This is a genomic window from Thermus sp. KWY1, from assembly GCF_057547025.1.
In genome coordinates this window covers 76,857-94,872 of record NZ_BAAJPG010000002.1, presented here as the reverse complement: position 1 = coordinate 94,872, position 18,016 = coordinate 76,857, and the positions used below count along the sequence as shown (strand labels likewise).

General features: G+C 65.8%; 19 protein-coding genes, 1 tRNA gene and 1 rRNA gene. 13 read left to right on the top strand and 8 right to left on the bottom strand.

Going from position 1 to position 18,016, the window contains the following annotated elements; genetic code table 11:
* Window positions 1–86: 86 nt before the first annotated feature.
* From rrf to moaA, 3 genes are all read left to right on the top strand, one after another.
* Window positions 87–203: ribosomal RNA gene (rrf, locus tag AC27GT_RS01105) — 5S ribosomal RNA — on the top strand.
* A 29-nt stretch (window positions 204–232) separates the two neighbouring features.
* A tRNA-Gly gene (locus AC27GT_RS01100) sits at window positions 233–308 on the top strand.
* Window positions 309–400: 92 nt separating this feature from the next.
* Window positions 401–1,378 carry a GTP 3',8-cyclase MoaA gene (gene moaA / locus AC27GT_RS01095; protein ID WP_038031963.1) on the top strand — a complete coding sequence of 326 codons (978 nt, stop codon included), beginning with the start codon at window positions 401–403 and terminating at the stop codon, window positions 1,376–1,378.
* On the opposite strand, the gene AC27GT_RS01090 is transcribed toward moaA, so the two are convergent.
* Window positions 1,356–2,186 carry a DMT family transporter gene (locus tag AC27GT_RS01090; RefSeq protein ID WP_487223402.1) on the bottom strand — a complete coding sequence of 277 codons (831 nt, stop codon included), beginning with the start codon at window positions 2,184–2,186 and terminating at the stop codon, window positions 1,356–1,358. The two genes, moaA and AC27GT_RS01090, sit on opposite strands and share 23 nt — an antisense overlap.
* A 17-nt stretch (window positions 2,187–2,203) precedes the next feature.
* Here AC27GT_RS01090 and AC27GT_RS01085 point away from each other — a divergent pair, with 17 nt between their 5' ends.
* The 5 genes from AC27GT_RS01085 to dusA are packed head-to-tail and all read left to right on the top strand — an operon-like array spanning window position 2,204 to window position 6,033.
* A complete protein-coding gene (locus AC27GT_RS01085; protein WP_487223401.1) occupies window positions 2,204–3,196 on the top strand; it encodes a polyprenyl synthetase family protein in 993 nt (330 codons plus the stop codon).
* Between the two features lie 7 nt (window positions 3,197–3,203).
* On the top strand, window positions 3,204–3,395 hold the full coding sequence (locus AC27GT_RS01080) for a hypothetical protein (RefSeq protein WP_487223400.1): 192 nt from the start codon (window positions 3,204–3,206) through the stop codon (window positions 3,393–3,395).
* Entirely contained in the window at window positions 3,383–3,979 is a 597-nt protein-coding gene (locus AC27GT_RS01075) for a hypothetical protein (RefSeq protein ID WP_487223399.1), read from the top strand. Before AC27GT_RS01080 ends, AC27GT_RS01075 begins: the two co-directional genes overlap by 13 nt.
* Before the next feature lies 1 nt (window position 3,980).
* Window positions 3,981–5,006, top strand: a complete 1,026-nt coding sequence (ispH, locus tag AC27GT_RS01070) for a 4-hydroxy-3-methylbut-2-enyl diphosphate reductase (RefSeq protein WP_487223398.1) — start codon at window positions 3,981–3,983, stop codon at window positions 5,004–5,006.
* Entirely contained in the window at window positions 4,999–6,033 is a 1,035-nt protein-coding gene (dusA, locus tag AC27GT_RS01065) for a tRNA dihydrouridine(20/20a) synthase DusA (protein WP_487223397.1), read from the top strand. The genes ispH and dusA overlap by 8 nt, the downstream gene beginning before the upstream one ends.
* On the opposite strand, the gene AC27GT_RS01060 is transcribed toward dusA, so the two are convergent.
* Both AC27GT_RS01060 and AC27GT_RS01055 read right to left on the bottom strand, forming a co-directional pair.
* Entirely contained in the window at window positions 5,920–6,555 is a 636-nt protein-coding gene (locus AC27GT_RS01060; protein WP_487223396.1) for a tetratricopeptide repeat protein, read from the bottom strand. The genes dusA and AC27GT_RS01060 overlap by 114 nt on opposite strands.
* Window positions 6,556–6,565: 10 nt before the next feature.
* The gene (locus tag AC27GT_RS01055; RefSeq protein WP_487223395.1) at window positions 6,566–7,885 is read right to left on the bottom strand and encodes a glycogen synthase; all 1,320 of its coding nucleotides are present in this window, start codon (window positions 7,883–7,885) and stop codon (window positions 6,566–6,568) included.
* On the opposite strand from AC27GT_RS01055, the gene AC27GT_RS01050 reads away from it, so the two are divergent.
* Window positions 7,884–8,075, top strand: coding sequence for a PIN domain-containing protein (locus AC27GT_RS01050; protein ID WP_015716374.1), 192 nt, complete (start codon window positions 7,884–7,886; stop codon window positions 8,073–8,075). The two genes, AC27GT_RS01055 and AC27GT_RS01050, sit on opposite strands and share 2 nt — an antisense overlap.
* On the opposite strand, the gene AC27GT_RS01045 is transcribed toward AC27GT_RS01050, so the two are convergent.
* Genes AC27GT_RS01045 through glgC form a run of 4 tightly spaced genes read right to left on the bottom strand, consistent with a single transcriptional unit; the run spans window position 8,072 to window position 11,072 of the window.
* On the bottom strand, window positions 8,072–8,443 hold the full coding sequence (locus AC27GT_RS01045; RefSeq protein WP_015716373.1) for a gamma-glutamylcyclotransferase family protein: 372 nt from the start codon (window positions 8,441–8,443) through the stop codon (window positions 8,072–8,074). The genes AC27GT_RS01050 and AC27GT_RS01045 overlap by 4 nt on opposite strands.
* Window positions 8,443–9,117 carry a response regulator transcription factor gene (locus AC27GT_RS01040; RefSeq protein ID WP_038071432.1) on the bottom strand — a complete coding sequence of 225 codons (675 nt, stop codon included), beginning with the start codon at window positions 9,115–9,117 and terminating at the stop codon, window positions 8,443–8,445. Before AC27GT_RS01040 ends, AC27GT_RS01045 begins: the two co-directional genes overlap by 1 nt.
* A 21-nt stretch (window positions 9,118–9,138) precedes the next feature.
* A complete protein-coding gene (locus AC27GT_RS01035; protein WP_038031932.1) occupies window positions 9,139–9,825 on the bottom strand; it encodes a SagB/ThcOx family dehydrogenase in 687 nt (228 codons plus the stop codon).
* Window positions 9,826–9,827: 2 nt separating this feature from the next.
* Window positions 9,828–11,072, bottom strand: coding sequence for a glucose-1-phosphate adenylyltransferase (glgC, locus tag AC27GT_RS01030; RefSeq protein WP_019551322.1), 1,245 nt, complete (start codon window positions 11,070–11,072; stop codon window positions 9,828–9,830).
* A 69-nt stretch (window positions 11,073–11,141) separates the two neighbouring features.
* On the opposite strand from glgC, the gene AC27GT_RS01025 reads away from it, so the two are divergent.
* The gene (locus AC27GT_RS01025) at window positions 11,142–13,238 is read left to right on the top strand and encodes an AAA family ATPase (RefSeq protein WP_487223394.1); all 2,097 of its coding nucleotides are present in this window, start codon (window positions 11,142–11,144) and stop codon (window positions 13,236–13,238) included.
* A gap of 11 nt (window positions 13,239–13,249) precedes the next feature.
* Here the strand turns inward: AC27GT_RS01025 and AC27GT_RS01020 are convergent, their stop codons facing one another.
* Window positions 13,250–15,562, bottom strand: a complete 2,313-nt coding sequence (locus tag AC27GT_RS01020; RefSeq protein ID WP_487223393.1) for a penicillin acylase family protein — start codon at window positions 15,560–15,562, stop codon at window positions 13,250–13,252.
* A 40-nt stretch (window positions 15,563–15,602) separates the two neighbouring features.
* Here AC27GT_RS01020 and AC27GT_RS01015 point away from each other — a divergent pair, with 40 nt between their 5' ends.
* The 3 genes from AC27GT_RS01015 to AC27GT_RS01005 all read left to right on the top strand — a co-directional run.
* The gene (locus AC27GT_RS01015; RefSeq protein WP_028494074.1) at window positions 15,603–15,806 is read left to right on the top strand and encodes a CDGSH iron-sulfur domain-containing protein; all 204 of its coding nucleotides are present in this window, start codon (window positions 15,603–15,605) and stop codon (window positions 15,804–15,806) included.
* Window positions 15,807–15,849: 43 nt separating this feature from the next.
* Window positions 15,850–16,809, top strand: a complete 960-nt coding sequence (locus tag AC27GT_RS01010) for an aldo/keto reductase family protein (RefSeq protein WP_487223392.1) — start codon at window positions 15,850–15,852, stop codon at window positions 16,807–16,809.
* A 206-nt stretch (window positions 16,810–17,015) separates the two neighbouring features.
* Window positions 17,016–18,016 (top strand): hypothetical protein (locus AC27GT_RS01005; RefSeq protein ID WP_487223391.1); only part of this gene is annotated, 1,001 nt, incomplete at its 3' end.

Genomic DNA, 18,016 nt, shown 5'->3' with positions numbered 1-18,016 from the left:
CCCTTTTTGCCCTGATGACCACCCCAGCCTGGATCCCCTGCCGCCCGAAGGCGGCGTGGGATTTTGAAAAGCAAAACACGAGAATCCCCCGTGCCCATAGCGGCGTGGAACCACCCGTTCCCATTCCGAACACGGAAGTGAAACGCGCCAGCGCCGATGGTACTGGGACCGCAGGGTCCTGGGAGAGTAGGTCGGTGCGGGGGATTTTTACTACGCGCCGCGTGTGGCGCGTGCGGGAGTAGCTCAGTTGGTAGAGCACGACCTTGCCAAGGTCGGGGTCGCGGGTTCAAGTCCCGTCTCCCGCTCCACACCAACCCCCAGGCCTAGGCCTGGGGGTTTGTTTTTTTATCCCTTGCCCTCCGGCCTAGGGCGTAGTATGGTGGCCCAAAGGGGGAAAGGCATGAAACTACTGGACAACTACGGGCGCGTTATCAAAGACCTTCGCATCTCCGTCACCCCCCGGTGCAACCTGCACTGCCTTTACTGCCATCCCCTAGGCCTCGAGATGGCCGAACCCCCAGGGACCCTCACGGTGGAGGAAGTGGACCACTTCCTCGAGGCCGCCTCCCTTCTTGGCCTTTCCGCCGTGCGCTTCACGGGCGGGGAACCCTTGGTGCGCAAGGAGCTTCCCCAGATGATCGAACGGGCCCGGAGCAAGGAGGGCATCGAGGACGTGGCCATCACCACCAACGGCCTCCTCTTCGCCAAAAGGGCCAAGGAGCTGGTGCAAGCAGGCCTGAACCGGGTGAACATCTCCTTGGACGCCATCACCCCTGAGGTCTTCACCCGCATCACCCGTGGGGGAAAGGTGGAGCGGGTTTTACAAGCCATAGAGACCGCCTTGGAACTGGGGCTTCACCCTGTCAAGCTCAACGCCGTGGTCATCCGGGGGATGAACGAGGAAGAGGTGGTGCCCCTAGCCAGCCTCTCCCTGGACCGTCCCTTGCACATGCGCTACATCGAGTACATGCACCTGGACAACTCCGACCCCGAGGAGTACCGCCGCCGCTTTGTGTCAGGAAAGGAGATCCGGGCGCGGATCGAGGCGGTCTTTGGCCCCTTGGAACCCGTTCCCCATGACCCCACCTCCCCGGCCCGGGTTTTTCGGATCCCCGGGGCCCAGGGCACCCTGGGGTTCATCAACCCCGTCACCGAGCCCTTCTGCTCCAACTGCTCCCGGCTTCGCCTCACCTCTGACAAAAAGCTCCGGCCCTGCCTCCTCACCGATCTGGAGATGGATATTTCCTGGGCCTTTGCCGCAGAGGAGCCGGTGGAGGCCCTGGTGGATGCCATCCTGATCGCCACCAACCGCAAGCCCGCCTTCGGCAACACCCTCCCCACCTTAAGGAAGCGGGTCATGCTGGGGATCGGCGGATAGCCTGGAAGGTGGCCAGGACCACCAGAAAGGCCCCAAGGCCCCCCAGAAAGCCCAACCTTTCCCCCAAGACGGCAAAGGCAAAAAGGGTGGCCCAGACGGGCTCCATGGTGTAAAGGATGGCCGCCTGGGGTGCAGGCACGTACCTCTGTCCCCAGGTCTGGAGCCAGGTGGTGAGGGCCGTGGCCACCACCCCCAGGTAGAGGACGGCACCCCAGGGTATCCCTTCCCACCTCACCCCCTCCCAAAGGGCCCAGGGCAGGGCAAGTAATGCCGTGCCGAAGATCTGAACCGCCGTGAGGGGCAAGGAGGGAAAGGCCTTGGCGTGCACCTCGAGGCGCACGATGTAGAGAGCGTAGGTGAATGCGGTGAGGAGGGTCCAGAGATCCCCCACGTTCAAGGGAGGCTGGCGGGGATCGTAGGAAAGAAACCCCACGCCCAAAAAGGCCAAAAGGGCCGCCAGCCACACGCTCCCAAGCCTCCGGCCCACCAGGCCCAGGATCAAGGGCACCAAGACCACGTTCAGGGCAGTGATAAAGGCGCTACGGCTCGCCGAGGTGTGCATGAGGCCGATGGCCTGGGAGGCATAGCCCAGAAGGAGCCAAAAGGCCAGCTCCATCCCCGGGCCCCACACCCCCTTGGGCAGGCGAAAGGCCCAGGGGAGGAAGAAGAGGCTGGCCAAAAAAAAGCGCAGGAAGACCAGGAGGCTTGGGGTCATCTCCCCCACCGCCCCCTTGACCACCACAAAGGTGGTGCCCCAAAGAAGGGTGAGGAGGTTGAGGGCCAGGAGGCCCAAGGCGTAGCCGCGCATGGCCTAAAGTGTATAGCATGGCGCCCTCTCCCCAGGAAGTGAAGGATGCCCTCCACGAAAGGCTCCTGGGCCACCTGACCCACCCCGATCCCGCTTACCAGGCGCTTCTTCAGGAGTATCCATCCCGAGGTGGAAAGATGCTCCGGGGGCTTTTGGTGGTCTACGCGGGGCTGGCCCATAGTGCTACCCTCGAGGCCAGCCTTTGGGCAGGAACTGCCCTGGAACTTTTCCAAAACTGGGTGCTCATCCACGACGACATCGAAGATGGCTCCGAGGAGCGCCGGGGAAGGCCCGCCCTGCACCGCCTCTACCCCATGCCCCTGGCCTTGAATGCCGGGGATGCCCTGCACGGGGAGATGTGGGGGCTTTTGATCCGGGGCTTGAACGAAGGCCTCTTTGGACCGGAGGTGCTGGCCGAGTTCCATCAGGTGGTGCACCGCACCGCCTACGGGCAACACCTGGACCTCCTCTGGACTCTTTCCGGCCGCTTAGATCTGGCCCCGGAGGATTACCTCCGCATGGTGGCCCACAAGGCCGCCTACTACACCGCCGTGGCTCCCTTGAGGCTTGGAGCCCTGCTTTCCGGGAAAACACCCCCTGCCCTCTACGAGGAAGCAGGGCTAAAGCTGGGGATAGCCTTCCAGATCATGGACGATGTCCTCAACCTCGAGGGGGACCAGGCTTACGGCAAGGAGCTCGCCGGGGACCTCTACGAGGGCAAGCGCACCCTCATCCTGATCCGCTACCTCCAGGAAGCCCCCAAGGAGGAGCGCATCCGGGCCGAGGCCCTCCTAAGCCTTCCCCGGGAGGCCAAGCCCGAGGCCGAGGTGCGCTGGCTCTGGCAAAACCTCCTGGCCTCCGGAGCCGTGGCCTGGGCCAAGGAGGAGGCCAAGAGACTTGCCCAGGAGGGGATGGGTGCCCTTATTCCCTACCTGGACACCCTCCCCGGACGGGAGGCCACCTCCCATTTGCAAAACCTCCTCACCGCCCTGGTGGAGCGCAGGGCATAATGGGGCCATGCAGGGGGTTAGGTTCAAGGTGATCACCGCCAACGATCCCGATATCCTTCAGGAAAGGCTCAACCGCTTTGTGGAGGAGCTTCCCGAGGACGTGGTCCTGGTGGAGGTGAAGTTCTCCGTGGCCGAGGGGTCGTCTCCCCTCTTCGCCGCCTTGGTGCACTACAAGGAAGTGGAGGCGTGGAAGGAGTAGAGGCCTTTCTCTTTTTCCTGGCCCTAAGGGGAGAAGCCCGGCGGGAGGAGGTGCGGGCCCGCTTCCCCAAGCTGGTGCCCTTGCTCAAGGCCCTGGACCAGGAGGTGGAAGCCCAAGGGGAAACCTTTCGCCTGAGAAAACCCCTCCGCCTCTCCTGGTTCGCCCCCCTTTTCCAGCGGGAATACTCCTCCCTCCTGCCCGAGGAGGAGCGAACCCTGGCCCTGGAAAGGCTCCTCGAGGCGGCCCACTTCTCCGCCCAGGAAGGCGAACCCCTGGCCGAGGCCGAAGGCCTCTTGAGGGTAGCCCGGGCCTTCCAGGAAGGCAGCCAGGCCCTCCTAAGGGCGGCGTACCGGGAGGCCCTCCACCGCTACGGGGAGGGCCTGGGGCTTCTGGAGAAGGAAGGCCTCCCCTTCCCCGCCACCGCCTTGGCCCTCCTGGCCCTGGCCCAGGAGGGCTTCCGCCCTGGGGGCAAGGGGCGGGAAACCGCCAGGAAGGCCCTGGAAAGGGCCAAGACCCCCTTCGCCCGGGAGGTAGCGGAAAGGCTCCTCGCCCGGGACACAAAGGCCCAGGAGGCGGACGCCTAGAATGGAGGGCATGGAGAGGGGGCTAAAGCGCCTCTACTTGGCCCGGCCCAGGGGCTTCTGCGCCGGGGTGGTGATGGCCATCCAGACGGTGGAGCGCTGGGCGGAGGCCCTGAAACCCCAGGGGGAACTGGTGGTGTACCACGAGATCGTCCACAACCGGGCGGTGGTGGAGCGGCTTAGGGCCAAGGGGGTGCACTTCGTGGAGGATCTTTCCGAGATTGATAGCCTTCGCCGGGAAAAGCCCCTGGCGGGCACCCTGGTCTTTTCCGCCCACGGCCACCCTCCGGCCGTGCGCAGGCAGGCGGCGGAGATGGGCTTCCACATCCTGGACGCCACCTGTCCCCTGGTCACCAAGGTGCACATCGAGGCCAGACGCTATGCCCAGGAAGGGTACTGGATCCTCCTGGTGGGGGATTCCGCCGACCATCAGGAGGTGAAGGGCACCTACGGGGAGGCCCCGGAAAGGACCATCCTGGTGGCGGTGCACACCCACGTGGGCAAGGACCCCCGCCTGGCGGACCCGCACACGGTGGAGGTCCCCGACCCGGAACGGGTGGTGGTTCTCACCCAGACCACCTTGAGCGTGGAGGACACCTTAAAGACCATAGAGATCCTCAAGGCCCGCTTCCCCAAGCTGGTGGTGCCCAGGCGAAAGGATCTCTGCTACGCCACCCAGAACCGTCAGGAGGCGGTGCGGCGCATCGCCCCCCATGTGGACCTCTTCCTGGTGCTCACCAGCCCCCACTCCTCCAACGGGATGCGCCTTTTGGAACTGGCCCAAAGCCTTACCGGCAGAGCCTACCGTTTGGAAAGCGCCAGGGATCTCCAGGAGGAGTGGCTTCAGGGTGCCGAAAGCGCGGGCATCACCTCCGCCGCCAGCACCCCCGAGGACCTGGTGCAAGAGCTGGTGGAGTTGCTCCGGGCAAAATACCCGGGCCTCGAGGTGATCGAGGAAGGGGAAGAAGAGGACATCGCCTTCCGCGAGCCCAGGGTCCTGTCCCCGGAGGAGGTCTTGCAGGGTGTCTGACCACCGCCTGTCCGTGGCCCCCATGGTGGACCGGACGGACCGGCACTTCCGCTACCTGGTCCGCCAGATTAGCCGCAAGGTGCGGCTTTACACGGAGATGACCGTGGACCAGGCGGTGCTCCGGGGAAAAGCCGAAAGGCTCCTTGCCTTCCACCCCGAGGAGCACCCCATCGCCCTGCAGCTTGCGGGCTCGGATCCCAAAAGCCTGGCGGAGGCGGCGCGGATCGGCCAGGCCTGGGGATACGACGAGGTGAACCTAAACCTGGGTTGCCCCTCGGAAAAGGCCCAGGAGGGGAGGTTTGGCGCCTGCCTCCTCCTGGACCCCATAAGGGTGAGGGAGATCCTCAAGGCCATGGTGGAAGCGGTGGGAATCCCCGTCACGGTGAAGCTCCGGCTGGGGGTGGAAGGGGAAAGCTACCCCCTCCTCGCCCGCTGGGTGGAAGCGTATGGGGAAACCGGGGTGCGGGTCTTCATCGTCCATGCCCGTAGCGCCCTCCTTAACCTCTCCACCCGGAAAAACCGGGAGGTTCCCCCCTTGCGCCACGACTGGGTCCACCGGCTAAAGGCGGACTTTCCCCACCTCACCTTCATTCTGAACGGAGGGGTGCGAACCCTGGAGGAAGCCCTTCCCCACCTGGAGAAGGTGGACGGGGTCATGATGGGCCGGGCGGTCTACGAGGACCCCTTTGTGCTGGCGGAGGCGGACCGGCGGGTGTTCGGCCTGGCGCATAGGCCAAGCCGGCTGGATGTGGCCCGGCGCATGCGGCTCTACCTGGAAGCGGAGGCGCAAAAGGGTACCCCTCCGTGGGCGGTGCTGAGGCACATGTTGAACCTCTTTCGGGGGCAGCCTGGGGGGCGGCTTTGGCGACGCCTGCTTTCGGAAGGGCGTTCCCTGGGCGCCTTGGACCAGGCCCTAGGGCTTCTTCAGGAGAAGGTAGGCCAGGAGGGTGAGGAGGAACACCCAGACCCAAAGGGGAATGCGGCGGTAAAGCGGGGGGCGCTGGGGTTTTCCCGTCAGGGGATCTAGGGAAACAGGCGGGCGCATCTTGAGGCGGGTGGCCTGCTTCATGTGGGCTACCATCCTGTCCAGGTCGCCCTTTCTCTTATAAAGGGCCGCCAGGTTCTCGTGGATCAGGGGGTCCTCCGGGGCCAGTTTCAAAGCCCGCTGGTAAAGATCCAAGGCCGCCTCCAGCTCCCCCCTTTCCAGGTAAAGGTTGCCCAGGTTGCTGAGGGCCCGGTGGTGATGGGGATCCAGGGCAAGGGCCTTTTGAAAACGGGCCTCGGCCTCCTCCCTTCTCCCCTCCCTCACGGCCCTTACCCCCAAGAGCACCTCCCGCTCCGCAGCGAACAGGGGGTCTTCCAGGCGCTCAGGGGCTTCCTCCAGCAGGCTAAGCCCGGCCAAAAGCCTCTCCCTAAGTTCCTCGGGGAAGCCTTCCGCATAGGCTCTGGCCTCCTGGTACTCCTTGCGCCTTAGAAGCCGGAGAAAGTGGAGCAGGGCCTGGGCCTCTGGGTCGCCCGCCAGGGCCTTGGCCTCGAGGTCCGAAAGCATCCCCCCCATATTAGCCCAGGGCCTTTCGGTAGACCTCCAGGTAGGCCCGGGCGGGCCTTTCCCAGGAGAAGTCCTTCTCCATGCCCCTCAGGCCCAGGGCCTCCGGCCCCAAGCGGAAAAGGCGCAAGACCCCGTAGAGGAGGCCCTCGGGGTGGTAGGTCTGGAAGAGTACCCCCGTGCGGCCATCCTCTATGGTGTCCTTAAGCCCCCCCACCGCCCGGGCCACGGGCGGGGTGCCGTAGCGCTGGGCGATCATCTGCACCAGGCCGCAGGGTTCAAAGCGGCTCGGCACCAAAAGGGCGTCCGCCCCCGCGTAGGCCAGGCGGGCCAAGGCCTCGTCGTAGGCCTCCACAAAGCGCACGAAGCCAGGATTCTCCTCCTCCACCTGCCTGAGGGCCTGCGCTAGGCCCTCGTCCCCCACCCCCTGGACCAGGAGGTAAAAGCCCAGCTCCTTCAAGCGGGGAACAGCCTTCAGGATAAGGTCCAGGCCCTTTTGCCCGTCCAGCCGGCCCACGTAGGCGAGGAGGGGCCCCTTAAGCCCCGTGCGCTCCCAAAGGGCCTTTTGCGCCAGGGCCTTGCCCCTTACATCCTCCCGGGAGTAGGGGGCGGGAAGGTGGGGGTCCTTGGCCGGGTCAAAGACCTCGAGGTCCAATCCATTCAGGATGCCGAAAAGCTTACCCGCATGGCGCCTCAGCACCCCATCCAGCCCCATGCCGAACTCCGGGGTCTGGATCTCCTCCGCATACGAGGGGCTCACCGTGGTCACGGCCCGGGCGAAGACAATACCCCCCTTCATCAGGTTCACCCGGCCGTAGAACTCCAGGGCCTCCATGTGGAAAAGACTCCAGGGAAGCCCCGTCCAGTGGAAGAAGAGGGCGGGGTCCACCAGGCCCTGGTGGGCCAGGTTGTGGATGGTGTAGACGGCAGGCACCCTGGCGGTAAGGGGCAGGAGGGCAGCGGTCCAGTCGTGGGCGTGGACCAGGTCAAACCCCAGGGCCACCCGGCCCGCCGCCACGGCAAAGCGGAGGTAGCGCTCCACGTCGTCGGGGTAGCCGTAGACCCGGTCCCGTTCAAACCCGGGCACCCCCAGAAGGAGAAACCGCATCCCTCCCTCCCACCGTTCCCCCAGGGGAGCCCTTTCCTCCTGTCCGGCGAAGGCAAAGGCTACCTCCCCCACCCTCTGCGCCTCCACAAAGCGGTGCCAGGGAAGAAGCACCGTAGCCTCCACCCCCAGGGGCCTTAAGGCCTTGGGCAGGGCCCCCACCACGTCGGCGAGCCCCCCCACCTTCACCAGGGGATAGGCCTCGGGGGCCACCATGAGGACCTTCATGGCTGCACTATACCGCCGCCTCCTCTTCTCCCACCCCTTGCGAACCGGGGATGCCCTTCAGCTGGCCGCAGCCTGGGTGGCCAGCCGGGGCCAGCCCCAGGACCTTCCCTTTGTCACCCTGGATGCGCGCTTGGCGGGAGCAGCCCTTAGGAAAGGGTTTCCCGGCCTCCCCGACCCGGGGGAAGCCTAGGCCGGCCACACCCCTTGGGGCAGCCAAACCGCCCCCTCGAGGTCCCCCAGGTAGAGGTAGGTCCAGGCGAGAAGGGGCCCCTCCTCCGTTTCCACCGGGACCCTAACCCGCCGGTACTCCACCCCCTCCTCCTCCAGCTCGTCCAATAGGGAGAGGGCCTCCTCCGGCAAAAAGAGGACCTCCCCGTAGACCCTTCCCTCCCCGGGAACCATGCCGGGATAAGGGTAAGGACGGCCCGGCCCCTCGGCCAGGTGGAAGAGGCGATACCCCTCCACGTACCCGGGCAGGACCTTCACCACCCGTCTTTCCACCAAAGGGTAGTTCCTTTCCCCCCGCTTCAGGGTTCCGTAGACGAAAACCCGCTCCATCACTCGCCCACGAAGCGGTACCCCATCCCCACCACGGTTTCAATGAACCGGGGAGCCTGGGGGTCATCCTTGAGCTTTTTGCGGAGAAGGCGGATATAGGCGTCCACCACCCGCTCCGAACCCTCAAACTCGGGCCCCCAAACCCTTTCCAAAAGCTCCTCCCGGGTGTACACCCTTCCCGGGGTCTGGGCCAGGACGAAGAGGAGGTTGGTTTCGGTGGCGGAAAGCTTCAAGGGCTGACCGTCCAGGTAGGCCTTCCTGGCCTCCAGGTCCAGCTCCAGGGGACCGAAGTACCGCCTCCCTTCCTTTCCGCTTCGGCGCAGGAGGGCCTTGATGCGGGCCAAAAGCTCCTTCAGGGAAAAGGGCTTGCCCAGATAATCGTCCGCCCCTTCTAAAAGCCCCTCCACCCGGCTATCCTCGTCCGCCTTACCGGTTAGGAGCAAAACCGGAAGCAACGGATCCAGGTCCCGCAAGGATTTGAGGACCTCGAGGCCCTCCAAATCGGGAAGCCCTCGATCCAGGACCACCAGATCCGGCTTGGTCCCTTCCCAGGCCTGCTTCAGGGCCTCCCTCCCCGTGCGGGCCCACACCACCAAAAGCCCCTCCTTTTCCAGGAACCTTTTGACCAGCTCCCCCACCTGGGGATCATCCTCCACCAAGAGAATCCGTGCCATAAATCCTTCCCCAAATACCCTTTAGCGTCCTAAAATCACCACCACCCCAGGGTATTCCCCCTCAGGCAACCGCAGGAGGTGAGCCACCATCTCATCATAAAAGGTCTCGGCCGGGTATGCGGCCAGTCCCTGACCGATGGCGGAAAGAAGCACCAAGCCCGCCGCGTAGCCCGCCTCGAGGAGGGCATACCGGTATCCCCTGAGGCCGAAAAGGGCCTCGCTCCTTTCCGGAACCAGGGTGAAGACCAAAAGAGCCGCCACCTGCTCGAGGCCAAGCCCCAAAAGCGCCTCGGACCAGGAAGCCTCCTCCACCCTGGCGGCGATCTGGAAGAGCTGGTGCTCCTTGGGGAAGTAGTGGTAAACCCCTGGGAAAACCCCTTCCACCCGGCGCACCACCAGGTAGGCCTCCACGGGATAAGCCTCCCCCGCCGAGGGAAAACCCCGCCTCCCCGAGCGCTCCGCCAGGGGATAGAGGACCTGGGAGAGATCCTTCAGGGTCAGGGCCGAACCCACCTCGGGCAAGAGGGGCCTGAGCTGGGAAAGAACCCGGAACAAAGGCGGCCCTCCCTCCTCCCGGAAGGGAGGCAGGGCCTGGGTTTCCAGGGGATTGGCGTAAACCTTGGACTTGGGCTTCCGCTTTAGGGGAAGCTCCTCCCCTTGGGCCAGGCGGGAAAGGCGATAGAAAAGCTTACCCGGATGCTTCTCCATGGCTAAAAGCGGTACCCCTTGGGCACCACCACCACCCCTTCCGGGGTAACGGTGAAGCCCCGGGCACGGTCGGCCTCGAGGTCGTAGCCGATCTCGGTATGGGGAGGGATCTTCACGTCCTTATCGATGATGGCGTTGCGGATCCTGCAGTAGCGGCCCACCTCCACGTCGTCAAAGAGGACGGAGCGCTCCACCAGGCTGTAGGAGTTTACCCGTACCCGCCGGAAAAGAACCGACTCCCGCACCGTTCCCCCGCTCACGATGACCCCCCCGGCCAGAAGGCTGTTCAGCGCCCGCCCTATCCGTTCCCCCGTTTCGTGGACGAACTTGGCGGGGGGACTGAAGAGGTTGGCGGTCCTGAGGGGCCACTCGGGGTTGAAGAGGTCGAACTCGGGAACCACCTTCACCAGGTCCATGCTGGCCTCAAAGTAGGCGTCCAGGGTGCCCACGTCCCGCCAGTACAGGTTGGGACCCTCCTGGCCGGGGATGGGGTTGCGGTGAAAGTCGTAGGCAAACACCCGGTACCCCTCCTTGAGGGCCCGGGGGATCACGTCCTTGCCGAAGTCGTGGCTGGAAGCGCTCTCCTTGGCATCGGCCTCCAGGAGTTCAAAGAGGGCCTCGGTGCGGAAGATGTAGTTGCCCATGGAGGCCAGGGCCAGGTGGGGCTTGCGGGGAATGGGCTTGGGGTTCTGGGGCTTTTCCTGGAACTCGGTGATGCGCCAATCCTCGTCCACCTGCAAAACCCCAAAGCGCCGGGCCTCCTCCACCGGCACAGGGTAGGCGGCGATGGTGATGTCGGCCCGCTTCTCGTAGTGGTACTCCACCATGTGGCGGATGTTCATCTTGAAGATGTGGTCGCCCCCGAAGACGGCCACGGCCATGGGGGCGTGGTTGTGCACCAGGTGCAGGTTCTGGTAGATGGCGTCGGCGGTACCCCGGTACCACACGGGGCCCAGCTCCTCGTAGCGGTACATCTGGGCGGGCACCAGGAGGATGAAGTGGTCCTCCAGGAAAGCCCCGAAGCGCCAGTAGCGCTGGATGTGCTCGGTGAGGGACTGGGCCTTGAACTGAGTGAGGACGTAGATGGAGTAGATACCCGAGTTCACGAAGTTGTTCAGGACGAAATCAATAATCCGATACTTGGCCCCGAAGGGCACCGCCGGCTTGGCCCGCTTGGCGGTGAGGGGGTAGAGGCGGCTTCCCTGCCCCCCTGCCAGGATCATGCCCAGGACCTCCACCTTAACCATGAAATCCCTCCTTTGTCCGCTAGTTTACCCCAGGCCCCTCAGGGCGTGGGTCCGGGTATAGTGAGCCCGATGCGGGTTAGCGCTCTTGCCTGGTTCACCCCACCCACGGAGCCTGAGCCTGCCCCTCCCTTCTTCGGCCAGGAGCGGGCTTTAAAGGCCCTCGAGGCCGCCTTCCGCCAGGGAGGGCACGGCTATTTGGTGGGGCCAAGCGGCCTTGGCAAAAGAAAACGCCTCCTCGCCTACCTGCAGGACCGCCCCTTCCCCAAGGAGGAGCTGGTCTACCTGCCCATGGGGGAGGAAGCCTTCCCCCTTCTCCTCCCCGAGGGGCAGGGCCGCGCCCTGGTGGAAGGGGTGGAGGCCCTCCTCGCCGAGTTCACCCCCGCCCTCTTTCGGGAAAAGGGCTTCCTCTACGCCAAAAGCCTGGTGGAGGCCCGGTACGAGAAGGAGGCCGAGGCCCTCCTGAAAGCCCTGGCCCAGGAGGCGGAGGGCTACGGGTTTGCCCTTTTGGAGGGGGAAGAGGGCCTTAGGCTATCGGGAAAGGGTCCCCTGCCCCCGGAGCTTTCCGCCAAGCTGGAGGAAACCGTCTTGGCCTACGTGGACGTGCGGCAGCGGGCGGAAGCGGAGGTGGCCGCCTTGAGGCGGGGCTTTGCCGAACGCTTCCTCCTTCCCAAGGCCCAGGAGCTAAAAAGGCGCTTCCCCCAGGCGGGCCGCTACCTGGACTGGATCACGGAAACCCTGTTGCGGGCCGCCGCTTTGGAGGAAGCCCTCAAGCTGGAAAAGCTCCTGCCCCGGCTTCTGGTGGAGGGAGGGGACCGGGTGGTCTATGAGCCCAACCCCAGCCCGGAAAGGCTCTTCGGCCACCTGGAGTACGAGATGCAGGAGGGCCTCCTCTCCACCCACCTGGGGCTTTTGCGCCCCGGGGCCCTACACCGGGCCACGGGAGGGGTGCTGGTCCTCGAGGCCCACCGGGTGTGGGAGCTGGGAAGCTACACCCTCCTGAAGCGGGCCCTGGCCACGGGAGAGGTGGAACCCCTCTCCCCCCGGCCCGAGGTCAAGGGCCCCCGCCTCAAACCCGCCCCCCTCAAGGCCCAGGTCTTCCTGGTGGGCCCCCCGGAGGTGATCGCCTTCCTGGAGGAGGACGAGGAATTCCTGGAGCTTTTTCCCTTCCGCGTGGAGTTCAGCCCGGAGATCCCCTACACAAAGGAGAACGTAGCCTACCTGGGGGGGTTCTTGCAAGCCGAGGGGGTGGCCCTGACCCCTGAGGGTCTCTCCGCCCTGGCGGACGAAGCCCGACGCTGGACCGGGCACAAGGAACGCCTGGACGCCAGGCTCTACCGCCTTCTGGACCTGGCCCGGGAGGCCTCGGCCCTCAAGCACCCCCTGGACCGGGAGGCGGTGGAAAAAGCCCTACTGGCAAGGGAGGAGCGGTTCGGCCTGGAGGAGGAACTGTACCTGAAGGACCTCGAGGAGGGGGTGGTGGCCCTCGAGGTCCAGGGTATGCGGGTGGGGGAGATCAACGGCCTGGTGGTGGTGGAAGGCCCCCTGCCCCGGGGACGGCCCGTGCGCATCACCGCCCAGGCGGGCCCCGGGCGCGAAGGCATCCTCTCCATCGACCGGGAGGTGGGCCTGGGGGGACAGGTGTTCCACAAGGCGGTCCTCACCCTGGCGGGCTACCTGCGGGGAAGCTACGCCAGCCTGGGGGCCCTTTCCGCCACGGTGAGCCTGGTCTTTGAGCAAAGCTACGGGGGCATAGAGGGGGATTCGGCGGGGCTTGCGGAGCTTCTGGCGGTGCTTTCCGCCATCTCTGGCCTTCCCCTAAGGCAGGACCTGGCGGTCACCGGGGCCATAGACCAGACGGGAAGGGTTTTGGCCGTGGGCCGGGTGGCGGAGAAGGTGGAGGGATTCTTCCGGGTCTGCCAGACCCTGGGGCTCACGGGAAGCCAGGGAGTGGTGCTTCCCAGGGCCAACCTTGCCCACCTGACCCTGCGGAAGGAGGTGGTGGAGGCGGTGGCCCAGGGGCGCTTCCACCTCTATGCGGTGGAGGAGGTGGACCAGGCCATAGAGCTTCTCTTCGGCCGCAAGGCCTACTGGGTCCACGACAAGGTGCGGGAGGTCCTGGGGGAGTTCCGCAAGATGGAAAACGGGGAGGAGAACCCCTCCCCGTAAGGCGGCTTCGGCTAACGCCCGGGTTCCAGAAGCAACACCCTCTCCCGGGCCGGGGCGGCGAAGGCCATGGGCAGGTACTCCCCTCCGGCCCAAAGGGGCAGGAGGTTCCCGTAGCCGGGGGCCAGGAAGTGCCCCGTCTGGCCCATGGGGTGGATGAAGAGGGAGGCCTCCGGATGGGCCAGATCCACGATCTGGCGGTAGCTGGGCCCGTGGGACATGAGAAGGGTTTCAGGGTCAAAGGGGCCCACGTTCACCGTGTACCGGTCCCCGCCAAAGGGAACCCTCCGGTCCGTAAACCGCTTCAAAGGGGTATGGGTGAGGACCGCATGGGGGAAGGTGGCTCGGTGCACCTCGCCCCAGGAGCGTACCCTCAAGGCCTCCTTCCGGTCCAAGGCCCTCTCCAGGGCCAAGGCGGCGAAGTCCAGGCAGGACTCCCGGTACTCGGTGTCCGGCTGGTCGCAGTTTGGATCCCCTTCCCGCATGGCCCGCAGGAGGTAGCGGGGCTCGTCCCAGAACTCCTCCCCCACCTCCCTTTTGGGCAGGCGGGTGAGCTCCGTGTACCACAGGGCGAAGACCAGGGCCTCCTCCGAACTTTTATCCATGGTTCCATCCCAGGCCAAAAGCCTTTCCCGAACGGCCTTGGCCCTTTCGGAGAGGGGGTTTAGAAGCTCCAGCACCGGGCGGAAGTCCCGGAAGAGGAGGGTCTTCTGGTCCTGCTGAATGGCCTTCATGTCCTCGAGGGCAAGCCTTTCCTTGGCCAGGAGGAGCTCCCGGATGCGCTCCGCCCGGTAGGGTTCGGCCCAGTCGTAGGTGAGGGCGTAGGGGAAGCCCTGGGGAGTGACCTTGTTGTTGGCGGTGACCAGGAAGCCCTCCTTGGGGTTCAGCACCTTGGGCCAGTCCTCCGGCTTGCGGTAGCCCTGCCAGTCCCATTCCCCATTCCCCGGCACCGGCACCATGCCCGTGTGCCCTTCCTTACGGATGGGAAACTTTCCGGGAGCGATGTAGCCAATATTGCCGTCCGCATCGGCGTAGACGAAGTTCTGGCTGGGCGCGGAGTAGTGGCTTAGGGCGGCCACGAACTCCTGCCAGTTCTGCGCCCGGTTGATCCCCAGATAGGCCATGAGGATGTGGTCCTCCTCATCCAGGCTCACCCAGCGAAGGGCCATGGGAACCTGGGGAGGGTTCTCGAGGGCGTCGGTGATCACCGGTCCATAGACCGTTTCCCGCACCCGAAGGACCTCCTCCTTTCCCCCTTTGACCGGGATCCTCTCCTCCCGCACCCGGTAGGGAAGCACCTGGCCCCTGTAGCGGTACCCTTTCCCCCCCACGTCCTCCAGGAGGTAGAGGTCCTGTACATCCGCCCCCACGTTGGTGACCCCCCAGGCGATGCGGTCGTTGCGCCCGATGACGATCCCGGGAACCCCGGGGAGGCTGGCCCCGATAACCCGGTAGCCGGGGGCTTCAAGGGCCATGAGGAACCAGAGGCTGGGAGCCCCCAGGCGCAGGTGGGGGTCGTTGGCCAGGAAGGGCTTTCCCGTGACCGTGTGGCTTCCCGCCACCACCCAGTTGTTGCTGGCCTCCAGGAAACGGGGCGGGGCCATCCTAAGCAGGGCCGCCGGGGCTTCCTCCCGCTTCAGGGGAAGCTCCAGGTCCTCCCCTTGCAGGATGGTGGGGGCATCCTCCGGGTAAGGGGGAATGAGCTCCAAAAGCCTTTCCTGACTGATCCCCCGGGCCAGGAGGCGGTGGCGCAGAAGCTCCTCCTCCCAGTTCCCGGAAAGGTCAAAGCTCATCATCTTGGCCCAGACCAACACATCCGGCCCCGTCCAGGGCTCGGGGCGGAAGCCCAGGAGGCGGAACTCGGGGGGAAGAGGAGCCCCGCTTTGCAAAAAGGCGTTCACCCCGGCCACGTAGGCGTCCACCGCCTCTTTCTCCTCAGGGTAAAGCCGCTCGTAGGCGCTCTTTGCCGCCTGGTAAAAGCCCCAGGTGCGCAGGAAGCGGTCCTGGGCCCGGGTGGCCTCCCCCAGCACCTCGGAAAGCCTTCCCTGGCCCACCCGCCGCTGAAACTCCATCTGCCAAAGCCTTTCCTGGGCGTGAACAAAGCCCTGGGCGAAGAGGAGATCCTTTAGGGTCTGGGCCCGGATCCGCACCACCCCCCGGGCATCCCGCCCCACCTCCACGGGTGCGGAAAGCCCCTTCAGAACCATCCGCCCTTCCACCTGGGGCAGGGAGGCCCGCAGGGTGACATAGGCCGCCAGAACCACCCCCAAAACCGCCAGGATGGCCAGGCCCAAAAGCCAGGCAAAAACCCGCAAAAGGCGTTTCATAGTTGGACCGAGTATACCACTATCATATATCATAGGAATCATGAGGCTGGTGTTCGTGGAAAACGGGCCCATCCGCTTGGAAGGCCAGCGCATCGTGGTGCGCATCGGGGAACGGGAGGAGGTTCGAGAGGGAAGGGTTTCCCTTTGCCGCTGCGGGGGATCGGGGAACAAGCCCTTCTGCGACGGCACCCACAAGCGAATCGGCTTCCAGGCCCCGGGAGGGGAGCTGGAGATGGGGGACTGACCCGCTGGTCAATTTCGGCCTCGAGGGGTAAACTCCGGTAGCCATGGGCGAGATGCGCTATCGGAAACTGGGCAAATGGGGGCTTAAGGTCTCGGAGATCTCCTTGGGGGCCTGGGTCACCTTCGGGGACGTGGTCAAGGACAAGGAGACGGTCCAGGAGATCGTCAAGATCGCCTATGAAGGTGGGGTCAACTTCTTTGACAACGCCGACGTCTACGCCAAGGGCCTTGCCGAGGAGATCATGGGGGAGGTCCTTAAGGAGTTTCCCCGGCACACCCTGGTCCTCTCCACCAAGGCCTACTGGCCCATGTCGGAGGACCCCAACGACCGGGGCCTAAGCCGGAAACACCTCCTGGAGAGCATCACCCAAAGCCTGAAGCGGCTAAAGACCGACTACGTGGACATCTTCTTCGCCCACCGCTATGACCCCGAGGTCCCCATGGAGGAGATCGTCCACACCATGCACACCATCGTGGAGAAGGGCTACGCCCTCTACTGGGGCACCTCGGAGTGGCCCGCCGCCCGGATCGCCGAGGCGGTGGCCTTTGCCCGGGAAAACGGCCTCCACCCCCCCATCGTGGAGCAACCCCAGTACTCCATGCTCTACCGGGAGCGGGTGGAAAACGAGATCCTCCCCGAGGCGGAGCGCTTCGGGATGGGCCTCGTGGTGTGGAGCCCCTTGGCCCAGGGGATGCTCACGGGCAAGTACGACGAGGGCATTCCCGAGGGTAGCCGCTTCGCCCGCTACGACCAGTTCCGGGAGCGCTACTTCACCGAGGAGAACCGCCAGAAGGTGCTCAAGCTCAAGGCGGTGGCCGACGAGCTCGGCCTCACCCGCACCCAGCTCGCCTTGGCCTGGGTGCTGAGGCTTCCCGGGATCAGTAGCGCCATCACCGGGGCCACCCGGCCCGAGCAGATCAAGGAAAGCCTGGGAGTCGCCGGGGTGGACCTGCCCAAGGAGGCCCTGGAGCGGATTGAGGCCATCCTCAAGGGGGAGGCCTAGGGGGCTTAAGGCCAGGTCCAGGTGGAGGAGGTAGCGGGCCTGGCCCTCTTCCTGGCGAACCGGAAAGAGGGCGGCGCCGTTCTGGCAAAGGAGGAGCCCGCGCCCCCGACGTGATCGGGCCCGGACGCCGGAGCAAGGCCAAGGGGTGCCCCTGCAATGTGCCTCCCTTCCCTCCCAAGGGAAGGGGGAGCCTGTAGGTTTCCCCTATGGGGAAGCCTCTCCTCGCCCCGGCCCTCCGCCTCCTGGAGGAGGGGAAGGACGGGGAGGCCCTGGCCCTTTTGCAAGGCGCCCAAGAGGACCTCCCGGAGGCGGAACGCCTGGCCCTTTTAGGTTTCGTGGAGGCCCGCAAGGGGAACTCGAGCGCCTACCGGGCCCTGGCCTGGGAGGCCGCCCAGAGGGCCCAGACCCCCCTCACCCTCTACCACCTGGGCCTGGCCCTTCCCCCAAGGGCGGGGGCCTTGGCCCTGGAGGAGGCCCTAAGCCGCTTCCAGGGGGACGCCAAGGGGGAGGCCCGGCTCCACCTGGCCCTGGCCATGGCCCTGGAGCGCCTGGGCCGGCCCGAGGCCCTGGCCCACGCGGCCCTCGCCCGCCTCAAGGACCCCTCCCCCTGGACCACCTTGCATCACTTGCGCCTCGAGCTCTTCTTCGGCACCACCCCCCTCCCTTCGGTCCTGGAGGAGGCGGAGCCCTTTTTGCCCCACCCCTTCCCCGGGGTGCGCCTCCTCGCGGGGCACACCCTGGCCCTGGCCCACCTCCTCCGGGGAAACCGGGGGAGGGCGGGGAACCTCCTCCGGGGCCTCATCCCCCTCCTGGCGCCGCCAAGCCTCGCGAGCTTCCTCGTCCTTGGCGCCCTGGCCCTGGACCCCCCGGAGGTCCGGCTTCTCCTAGAGGGGGCCCAGGTCTTCCTCCCCCGGGAGGGCTGGCCCTGGGGGTTTTACCTCCTCGCCCGGGGGCTTGGAGAGGGGGATGAGGCCTGCCTTCTCGCCGCCCACGGCCTTTTGCGGGAAGATGGGGCCCTCTACGCCCTCCTGGCCGAGTCCCGCCTAAAGGCCCTTGGCGTGGAGGTGGAAGCCCCCCTGGCCCCGGGGCTTGCCCCCGGCCTCCGCCCGGAGGCCCGCGCCTTCCTCCTGGGCCAGGCCGAAGCGCCCCTCCTTCGCCTCCTTGGGGAAGGCCCCCTTCCCTCCCTAGGCCCCAGGGGCACCGAGGC